The following is a 10021-nucleotide window of genomic DNA, read 5'->3' as shown; positions in this document are numbered from 1 at the left end:
CTTCGGCGTGGAACGTGGTGAGGGATCGGTCGTGTCGGGCACGTTGTTGGGTGTCTGAGGGTACGGCCGATGAGGCTGCCTTCTGATCCGGCCCCAGTGAACTCATCCGGTTTCGGGGGGGTGGTGGGTGGCTGGTCGTTGTTTGAGAACTGCACAGTGGACGCGAGCATCTGTGGCCAAGTTTTTAAGGGCGCACGGTGGATGCCTTGGCACCAGGAACCGATGAAGGACGTGGGAGGCCACGATAGTCCCCGGGGAGCTGTCAACCAAGCTTTGATCCGGGGGTTTCCGAATGGGGAAACCCGGCAGTCGTCATGGGCTGTCACCCGCTGCTGAACACATAGGCAGTGTGGAGGGAACGAGGGGAAGTGAAACATCTCAGTACCCTCAGGAAGAGAAAACAACCGTGATTCCGGGAGTAGTGGCGAGCGAAACTGGATGAGGCCAAACCGTATGCGTGTGATACCCGGCAGGGGTTGCGCATGCGGGGTTGTGGGATCTCTCTTTCACAGTCTGCCGGCTGTGAGGCGAGTCAGAAACCGTTGATGTAGGCGAAGGACATGCGAAAGGTCCGGCGTAGAGGGTAAGACCCCCGTAGCTGAAACATTGACGGCTCGTTTGAGAGACACCCAAGTAGCACGGGGCCCGAGAAATCCCGTGTGAATCTGGCGGGACCACCCGCTAAGCCTAAATATTCCCTGGTGACCGATAGCGGATAGTACCGTGAGGGAATGGTGAAAAGTACCGCGGGAGCGGAGTGAAATAGTACCTGAAACGTGTGCCTACAAGCCGTGGGAGCGTCGCTGTATGTGCTTGCACATGCAGTCGTGACTGCGTGCCTTTTGAAGAATGAGCCTGCGAGTTAGCGGTGTGTAGCGAGGTTAACCCGTGTGGGGAAGCCGTAGCGAAAGCGAGTCCGAACAGGGCGGTTGAGTTGCACGCTCTAGACCCGAAGCGGAGTGATCTAGCCATGGGCAGGTTGAAGCGGAGGTAAGACTTCGTGGAGGACCGAACCCACCAGGGTTGAAAACCTGGGGGATGACCTGTGGTTAGGGGTGAAAGGCCAATCAAACTCCGTGATAGCTGGTTCTCCCCGAAATGCATTTAGGTGCAGCGTCGTGTGTTTCTTGCCGGAGGTAGAGCACTGGATAGGCGATGGGCCCTACCGGGTTACTGACCTTAGCCAAACTCCGAATGCCGGTAAGTGAGAGCACGGCAGTGAGACTGTGGGGGATAAGCTCCATGGTCGAGAGGGAAACAGCCCAGAGCATCGACTAAGGCCCCTAAGCGTACGCTAAGTGGGAAAGGATGTGGAGTCGCAGAGACAACCAGGAGGTTGGCTTAGAAGCAGCCACCCTTGAAAGAGTGCGTAATAGCTCACTGGTCAAGTGATTCCGCGCCGACAATGTAGCGGGGCTCAAGCGTACCGCCGAAGTCGTGTCATTCGTACATGTATCCCCAACGGGAGTACGGATGGGTAGGGGAGCGTCGTGTGCCGGGTGAAGCAGCCGCGGAAGCGAGTTGTGGACGGTTCACGAGTGAGAATGCAGGCATGAGTAGCGATACACACGTGAGAAACGTGTGCGCCGATTGACTAAGGGTTCCTGGGTCAAGCTGATCTGCCCAGGGTAAGTCGGGACCTAAGGCGAGGCCGACAGGCGTAGTCGATGGACAACCGGTTGATATTCCGGTACCCGCTTTGAAACGCCCAGTACTGAATCAGGCGATGCTAAGTCCGTGAAGCCGGCCCGATCTCTTCGGAGTTGAGGGTAGTGGTGGAGCCGATGAACCAGACTTGTAGTAGGTAAGCGATGGGGTGACGCAGGAAGGTAGTCCAGCCCGGGCGGTGGTTGTCCCGGGGTAAGGGTGTAGGACGCACGGTAGGCAAATCCGTCGTGCATATAAGTCTGAGACCTGATGCCGAGCCGATTGTGGTGAAGTGGATGATCCTATGCTGTCGAGAAAAGCCTCTAGCGAGTTTCATGGCGGCCCGTACCCTAAACCGACTCAGGTGGTCAGGTAGAGAATACCGAGGCGTTCGGGTGAACTATGGTTAAGGAACTCGGCAAAATGCCCCCGTAACTTCGGGAGAAGGGGGGCCATCACTGGTGATAGCACTTGCTGCTTGAGCTGGGGGTGGCCGCAGAGACCAGCGAGAAGCGACTGTTTACTAAAAACACAGGTCCGTGCGAAGCCGTAAGGCGATGTATACGGACTGACGCCTGCCCGGTGCTGGAACGTTAAGGGGACCGGTTAGCTGACTTTCGGGTCGGCGAAGCTGAGAACTTAAGCGCCAGTAAACGGCGGTGGTAACTATAACCATCCTAAGGTAGCGAAATTCCTTGTCGGGTAAGTTCCGACCTGCACGAATGGCGTAACGACTTCTCGACTGTCTCAACCATAGGCCCGGTGAAATTGCACTACGAGTAAAGATGCTCGTTTCGCGCAGCAGGACGGAAAGACCCCGGGACCTTTACTATAGTTTGATATTGGTGTTCGGTTCGGCTTGTGTAGGATAGGTGGGAGACTTTGAAGCGGCCACGCCAGTGGTTGTGGAGTCGTCGTTGAAATACCACTCTGGTCGTGCTGGATGTCTAACCTGGGTCCGTGATCCGGATCAGGGACAGTGTCTGATGGGTAGTTTAACTGGGGCGGTTGCCTCCTAAAGAGTAACGGAGGCGCCCAAAGGTTCCCTCAGCCTGGTTGGCAATCAGGTGTTGAGTGTAAGTGCACAAGGGAGCTTGACTGTGAGACCGACGGGTCGAGCAGGGACGAAAGTCGGGACTAGTGATCCGGCAGTGGCTTGTGGAAGCGCTGTCGCTCAACGGATAAAAGGTACCCCGGGGATAACAGGCTGATCTTCCCCAAGAGTCCATATCGACGGGATGGTTTGGCACCTCGATGTCGGCTCGTCGCATCCTGGGGCTGGAGTCGGTCCCAAGGGTTGGGCTGTTCGCCCATTAAAGCGGTACGCGAGCTGGGTTTAGAACGTCGTGAGACAGTTCGGTCCCTATCCGCTGTGCGCGTAGGAATATTGAGAAGGGCTGTCCCTAGTACGAGAGGACCGGGACGGACGAACCTCTGGTGTGCCAGTTGTCCTGCCAAGGGCATGGCTGGTTGGCTACGTTCGGAAAGGATAACCGCTGAAAGCATCTAAGCGGGAAGCCTGCTTCGAGATGAGTATTCCCACCCTCTTGAAGGGTTAAGGCTCCCAGTAGACGACTGGGTTGATAGGCCAGATGTGGAAGCCCGGTAACGGGTGGAGCTGACTGGTACTAATAGGCCGAGGGCTTGTCCTCAGTTGCTCGCGTCCACTGTGTTAGTTCTGAAATAACGAACGGCCGTGTTGTTGTCCGGTGTTGGTTAATTTCATAGTGTTTCGGTGGTCATTGCGTTAGGGAAACGCCCGGTTACATTCCGAACCCGGAAGCTAAGCCTTTCAGCGCCGATGGTACTGCAGGGGGGACCCTGTGGGAGAGTAGGACGCCGCCGAACAATTTTTCCGGGAAAGCCCCGCACCGTATGGTGCGGGGCTTTCCTGCGTTCCAGGACCCCTGGCCGGCGCACCGTCTTCGCCCGCTCACCCCCGTGCACCGGACGAAGGGCTCTGAGGGTAGGGTCAGGGGGCATCATCGGCACGTTCTTCACAGGAGGCCCCCGGGTGGAGGTCCAGGAGACTCGGGTCCAGACGGACCGGGTCCTCACCATCCCCAACATCCTCAGCATGGCTCGCCTTGTCGGGGTACCGCTCTTCCTGTGGCTGATTCTTCGCCCCGTGTTCGGAGGGCCCAACAGCGACAACTGGGCGCTGCTGGTGCTGATGCTCAGCGGCATCAGTGACTACCTCGACGGGAAGCTCGCCCGCAAGTGGAACCAGATCAGCAGCCTCGGCCGGCTCCTGGACCCGGCGGCGGACCGCCTCTACATTCTTTCCACCCTTGTGGGCCTCACCTGGCGGGAGATCCTGCCCCTGTGGGTCACCGCGGCGCTCCTCGCCCGGGAACTGATGCTCCTGGTGATGGTGGCCATCCTGCGACGCCACGGCTATCCGCCTCCGCAGGTCAACTTCCTCGGAAAAGCTGCAACCTTCAACCTGATGTACGCCTTCCCCTTGTTGCTGCTCAGCGACGGTAGTGGTTGGCTGGCCACACTGGCAGCTGTCTTCGGATGGGCGTTCGCCGGATGGGGTACAACGCTCTATTGGTGGGCAGGAGTGCTCTATGTGGTTCAGGTCCGCCGGATCGTGAAGGCGGACGCAGTAGCCGATTGAGCTCGTTGATGCGGTGTCGCGCAGTGTGGCCGGCCCGCGGCAGACTGTGTGAATGATGCCCCGACGGGCGAACTCGGCTAACCGTCGTCTCTTCTAGGAGGACGTTTCCGACATGAAGGCCGTCGTGATGGCTGGCGGCGAAGGCACACGCCTTCGCCCCATGACCTCGAGCATGCCCAAGCCGCTCCTTCCCGTGGCCAACAGGCCGATCATGGAGCACGTCCTGCGGTTGCTCAAGCGGCATGGGCTCAGCGAAACCGTAGTGACCGTCCAGTTCCTCGCCTCCCTCGTCAAGAATTACTTCGGGGACGGCGAGGAGCTCGGAATGGAGCTCACCTATGCCAACGAGGAGAAGCCACTCGGCACCGCGGGCAGCGTGAAGAACGCCGAAGAGGCACTGAAGGACGATACGTTCCTCGTCATCTCCGGTGACGCGCTGACCGACTTCGACCTCACCGACCTCATCGCGTTCCACAAGGCAAAGGGCGGGCTCGTCACGGTCTGCCTGACCAGGGTGCCCAATCCCCTGGAATTCGGGATCACCATCGTCGACGAGAACGGGCAGGTCGAACGGTTCCTGGAGAAGCCGACCTGGGGACAGGTCTTCTCGGACACCGTGAACACCGGCATCTACGTCATGGAGCCCGAAGTATTCGACTACGTCCAGGCCGACACCTCGGTCGACTGGTCCGGTGACGTCTTCCCTCAGCTGATGAAGGAGGGCAAGCCCATCTACGGCTACATCGCCGAGGGCTACTGGGAGGACGTGGGCACCCACGAGAGCTATGTGAAGGCCCAGGCGGACGTCCTGGAGCGCAAGGTCGACGTGGAGATCGACGGCTTTGAGATCTCGCCCGGCGTCTGGGTCGCCGAAGGCGCCGAGGTGCACCCCGACGCCGTGCTGCGCGGACCCCTGTACATCGGCGACTACGCCAAGGTCGAGGCGGACGTCGAGATCCGCGAGCACACGGTCGTCGGATCGAACGTCGTCGTGAAGACGGGCGCCTTCCTCCACAGAGCCGTGGTGCACGACAACGTCTACATCGGACAGCACAGCAACCTCCGGGGCTGCGTGGTCGGCAAGAACACCGACATCATGCGCGCGGCCCGCATCGAGGACGGCGCCGTCATCGGGGACGAATGCCTGGTCGGCGAGGAGTCGATCATCCAGGGCAACGTCCGGGTGTACCCGTTCAAGACGATCGAGGCCGGCGCGTTCGTCAACACCTCGGTGATCTGGGAGTCCCGCGGCCAGGCGCACCTCTTCGGGGCGCGGGGGGTCTCCGGGATCCTGAACGTCGAGATCACCCCCGAACTGGCCGTACGGCTGGCCGGGGCCTACGCCACGACCCTCAAGAAGGGCTCGACGGTCACCACCGCACGTGACCACTCCCGAGGCGCCCGCGCCCTCAAGCGGGCCGTCATCTCGGCCCTCCAGGCGAGCGCCATCGACGTCCGGGACCTGGAGAACGTCCCCCTGCCCGTGGCGCGCCAGCAGACCGCCCGGGGCAGCGCAGGCGGCATCATGATCCGTACGTCGCCTGGAGTGCCCGACTCGGTGGACATCATGTTCATCGACGAGCGCGGCGCGGACCTCTCGCAGGCCCAGCAGCGCAAGCTCGACCGGGTCTACGCACGCCAGGAGTACCGCAGGGCCTTCCCCGGCGAGATCGGGGACCTGCACTTCCCGTCCAGCGTGTTCGACTCGTACACCGGTTCCCTCCTGCGGAACGTCGACGTCGACGGCATCGCCGACTCCGGCCTCAAGGTCGTCGTCGACGCCTCCAACGGCAGCGCCGGGCTCGTCCTGCCCAGCCTGCTCGGGCGGCTCGGCGTGGACGCGCTGACGATCAACCCCGGACTCGACGAGGCGCGGCCCACCGAGTCCGCCGAGGCCCGGCGGGCCGGCCTCGTGCGGCTCGGGGAGATCGTCTCCTCGGCACGGGCGGCCTTCGGCGTGCGGTTCGACCCGGTGGGCGAGCGGCTCTCCCTCGTCGACGAACTGGGCCGCATCATCGAGGACGACAGGGCTCTGCTGGTCCTCCTGGATCTCGTCGCCGCCGAGCGGCGCAGCGGTCGTGTCGCCCTGCCCGTGACGACCACGCGCGTCGCCGAGCAGGTGGCGGCCTACCACGGCACCCAGGTGGAGTGGACGACCACCTCGCCCGACGATCTGACCCGGGTGGGCCGTGAAGAGGACACCATCTTCGGAGGAGACGGGCGCGGAGGGTTCATCGTTCCCGAATTCAGCAGCGTATTCGACGGCACAGCCGCTTTCGTCCGGCTCATCGGGCTCGTCGCGCGCACCCAGCTCACGCTGAGCCAGATCGACGCCCGGATTCCCCGGGCCCACGTCCTGCGCCGCGACCTGGCGACCCCGTGGGCCGTCAAGGGTCTCGTCATGCGCCGGGTCGTCGAAGCGGCCGGTGACCGCAGCGTGGACACCACGGACGGGGTCCGCGTGGTCGAGGCGGACGGGCGATGGATCATGGTCCTGCCCGACCGGGCGGAGGCCGTCACCCACCTGTGGGCGGAGGGTCCGGACGACGCCTCGGCCCAGGCCCTGCTCGACGAGTGGGCCGCGGTCGTGGACAGCGCCGGGGAGTGACGCCAGGACGGTGAGCCGCGACCCCCGGGGCAGGGGGTCGCGGCTCACCGGTGGGGCCATTCGGCGGCAGCCGTGATGACGTGCGACGATGTGCGGCATGTCGCAGCAGTCCCCCGATCGGAGCACCGCCCCGCCGTCCGCACGCCCCGACGCCTCCATGTCGCTGCTGAACAACGTGATGGACCACAGCCTCGACGACGGGTACGCGGAGGCCTCGGCGCGGCGCAAGGCCGACGGCAGCGCGGGCCTGCCCCGTACGCTCAAGTCGAAGCTCGGCCTGGCCGCGGGACTCGTGGTGGCCGCCCTGGTGGTCACCCTCGGCGCCGCGGAGGCGCGGATCTCCGCGCCGGTCGTCGCCAAGGAGCGCGAGGAACTGATCGACCGCATCGACGCGGAGACCGAGGCGGCGGACACCTTGGAGTCCGACGTCGACACGCTCCGCCACGATGTGAGCGAACGTCAGCGCAAGGCGCTTGAGCGGCACGGTGGGGACCAGGGCCAGCTGGTGGCCCTGCTGGCCGGGGCGACGCCGGTGGAGGGGCCCGGCGTGAAACTGGTCGTCGACGACGCGAAGGACACCGACCAGGGCGGCGGCGGGCCGCGCGAGTCGACGGGCTTCGCCGACACCGGGCGGGTGCGTGACCGGGACATGCAGCGGGTCGTCAACGGCCTGTGGGAGTCCGGGGCCGAGGCGATCGCCATCAACGGGCAGAGGCTGACCGCGCTGTCGGCCATCCGGGCGGCCGGCGACGCCATACTGGTCGACAACAGACCGCTCGTACCGCCGTACACGGTGCTCGCGGTGGGGGACGGCAAGAAGCTCGCGACCGCCTTCCAGGACAGCGCCGACGGCCAGTATCTTCAGGCGCTCAAGGAGAGCTTCGACATCCGCACCAGCATCTCCGATCAGGCGAAGGTGCGGCTTCCGGCCGCGCCGAGCCTGATCGTCCGTACAGCAGAGCCGAAGGCCGCCGGCAGTGGTGCGGCAGACACAGGGAAGGGCACATCGTGATCGCCGTACTGGGCCTCGTCGTGGGAGTCGTGGTCGGACTGTTGGTCCGGCCCGAGGTACCGGCGGTGGTCGAGCCCTATCTGCCGATCGCGGTGGTCGCCGCGCTCGACGCCGTCTTCGGCGGTCTGCGGGCCATGCTCGACGGCATCTTCGTCGACAAGGTCTTCGTGGTCTCCTTCCTCTCGAACGTCGTGGTGGCCGCGCTGATCGTCTTCCTCGGCGACAAACTGGGGGTCGGCGCCCAACTCTCCACCGGTGTGGTGGTCGTGCTGGGCATTCGGATCTTCTCCAACGCCGCCGCGATCCGCCGGCACGTCTTCCGGGCTTGAGGCCGATGAACCACGACGAGAACCCCCGCAACGAACAGCCCGAGGGCGCTGCGTCCCCGGTGCCCGACGCTCCCGCGCCGTCGCCCGCCGCGGAAGTCTCCGGTCGGCAGCGGCTCAAGGCTGGCCTGTGGCCGCCGCGGCTGAGCCGGGCCCAACTGATCGTCGCCGTGCTGCTGTTCGGGCTCGGGCTGGGGCTCGCCATCCAGGTGCGGTCCACCAGCGACGACAGTGCGTTGCGCGGAGCCCGGCAGGAGGACCTCGTCCGCATCCTCGACGAGGTCGACGACCGGACCCAGCGCCTGGAGGACGAGAAGCAGCGCCTGGACGATCAGCGCACCGAGTTGGAGAACAGCTCCGACCAGGCCGAGGAGGCCCGGAAACAGACGCTGGAGAAGGAACGCCAGCTCGGTATCCTCGCGGGCACCGTGGCGGCGCAGGGCCCCGGCATCACGCTGACGATCACCGACCCCTCGGGGGCGGTCGCGCCCGACATGCTGCTCGACGCCATTCAGGAACTGCGGGCGGCGGGGGCCGAGGCGATCCAGGTCAACGGGGTGCGGGTGGTGGCCAACACCTACTTCTCCGGCGACGCCGGGAGCGTCGAGGTGGACGGCAAGAAGATCGAGGCGCCGTACGAGTTCACGGTGATCGGCAAACCGCAGGATCTGGAGCCCGCCCTCAACATTCCCGGCGGTGTCGTCCAGACGTTGGAGAAGGAGCAGGCCACGGTGCTCGTGGAGCGGTCCGACGACATCGTCGTCGACGCCTTGCGACCGGCGCAGCGGCCTGACTACGCTCGGTCGTCCTCCCCGTGAGCCGGCCGAGCGTGAGGGCCGGTGGAGCGGGTCGGACGGTTGCGGGGGGTCGGCGCACCGGATTGGTGGTGCGTGGTGGAAACTGTCGGGTGGATACGGACGTTGTGAAGATGTCCGGGTCGGCAGGTGTGTTCAATCAGGGTTCGTCCTGCCCCACGGGCGGGTCTATGTCGGTCAAGGGGAATCGCCCGTGAAGTTGTTTGCGAAGTTGTTCGGGAAGAGTGCACGCGAGGACAGCAACAGTGCTGCCCGCCACCGCGCGCCGCGCCACGGTCAGGGCGAGGAGCAGGAGGCGGAGCGTCCCCTCTTCCGCGACGAGGTGTCCGGAGCCCCGGGGGGTGACGGCGTGTCGTCTGTTGACCCTGCCGGTGCCGGACGCATAGGTTTCGGCGAATCATCAGCCTCGAGTACGGGTGGCGGGTTCACCCCGGAGGGCTCGTCGATGCCGGTCTGTACGAGGTGCGGTCACCGCAACGCGGAGGCCAGCCGGTTCTGCTCCAACTGCGGCGCGCCGCTGCGGGGCGGGGTTCCCGAGCGTCCCTCGGAGACCACGTCCACCATCTCCATCTCCGGTCTTGAGGCGTACGAGGCGGAGGCGACGGGTCAGACCGCTCTCCCCTCGCTCTCCCCGGAGGCCCAGGCCGCGGTCGACGCGCTGCCCGGCGGCTCGGCGCTGCTCGTCGTGCGGAGGGGCCCGAACTCCGGCAGCCGCTTCCTGCTCGACAGCGACCTGACCACGGCCGGCCGTCACCCGCAGAGCGACATCTTTCTCGATGACGTGACCGTGTCGCGGCGTCATGTGGAGTTCCGCAGGAGCCCGGACGGTAGCTTCACCGTGGGTGATGTCGGCAGCCTGAACGGCACCTACGTCAACCGTGAGCGCATCGATTCGGTCCAGCTGTCCAACGGCGACGAAGTCCAGATCGGAAAGTACCGCCTGGTCTTCTATGCGAGCCCGCGGGGCGTGTGACCAGCCCCCGGACTCCG

Annotated in this window: 6 protein-coding genes and 2 rRNA genes; all 8 read left to right on the top strand. The window is 64.5% G+C overall.

What is annotated here, in order from left to right:
- Positions 1 to 174 precede the first annotated feature (174 nt).
- The 8 genes from DTB53_RS30020 to DTB53_RS29985 all read left to right on the top strand — a co-directional run bounded on the left by DTB53_RS30020 (position 175) and on the right by DTB53_RS29985 (position 10004).
- Positions 175 to 3299, top strand: a 23S ribosomal RNA gene (locus DTB53_RS30020).
- Positions 3300 to 3378: 79 nt separating this feature from the next.
- Positions 3379 to 3495: ribosomal RNA gene (rrf, locus tag DTB53_RS30015) — 5S ribosomal RNA — on the top strand.
- A 166-nt stretch (positions 3496 to 3661) separates the two neighbouring features.
- Complete coding sequence (gene clsA / locus DTB53_RS30010) at positions 3662 to 4270, top strand: cardiolipin synthase ClsA (protein ID WP_003970456.1); 609 nt, start codon at positions 3662 to 3664, stop codon at positions 4268 to 4270.
- Between the two features lie 112 nt (positions 4271 to 4382).
- The gene (locus DTB53_RS30005) at positions 4383 to 6878 is read left to right on the top strand and encodes a mannose-1-phosphate guanyltransferase (protein WP_003970457.1); all 2496 of its coding nucleotides are present in this window, start codon (positions 4383 to 4385) and stop codon (positions 6876 to 6878) included.
- A 97-nt stretch (positions 6879 to 6975) separates the two neighbouring features.
- Positions 6976 to 7890: a DUF881 domain-containing protein gene (locus DTB53_RS30000; RefSeq protein WP_078562777.1), complete on the top strand. Its 915-nt coding sequence runs from the start codon at positions 6976 to 6978 to the stop codon at positions 7888 to 7890.
- On the top strand, positions 7887 to 8219 hold the full coding sequence (locus DTB53_RS29995; protein ID WP_003970459.1) for a small basic family protein: 333 nt from the start codon (positions 7887 to 7889) through the stop codon (positions 8217 to 8219). Before DTB53_RS30000 ends, DTB53_RS29995 begins: the two co-directional genes overlap by 4 nt.
- 5 nt (positions 8220 to 8224) lie before the next feature.
- On the top strand, positions 8225 to 9034 hold the full coding sequence (locus tag DTB53_RS29990; protein ID WP_042497560.1) for a DUF881 domain-containing protein: 810 nt from the start codon (positions 8225 to 8227) through the stop codon (positions 9032 to 9034).
- Positions 9035 to 9224: 190 nt separating this feature from the next.
- Positions 9225 to 10004, top strand: coding sequence for an FHA domain-containing protein (locus DTB53_RS29985; protein WP_003970461.1), 780 nt, complete (start codon positions 9225 to 9227; stop codon positions 10002 to 10004).
- Positions 10005 to 10021: the final 17 nt, after the last annotated feature.

It is taken from the genome of Streptomyces griseus (genome assembly GCF_900460065.1).
GTDB classification, from domain to species: Bacteria; Actinomycetota; Actinomycetes; order Streptomycetales; family Streptomycetaceae; genus Streptomyces; species Streptomyces griseus.
Note: the sequence above shows the minus strand (reverse complement) of the source record. Positions and strands in the feature narration are given on the sequence as shown.

What these genes read in the sequence shown, in the direction of transcription:
- DTB53_RS30005 (WP_003970457.1), top strand. Translation starts at nt 4,383, where the DNA reads ATGAAGGCCGTCGTGATGGCTGGCGGCGAAGGCACACGCCTTCGCCCC.
- DTB53_RS29990 (WP_042497560.1), top strand. Translation starts at nt 8,225, where the DNA reads ATGAACCACGACGAGAACCCCCGCAACGAACAGCCCGAGGGCGCTGCG.
- DTB53_RS30000 (WP_078562777.1), top strand. Translation starts at nt 6,976, where the DNA reads ATGTCGCAGCAGTCCCCCGATCGGAGCACCGCCCCGCCGTCCGCACGC.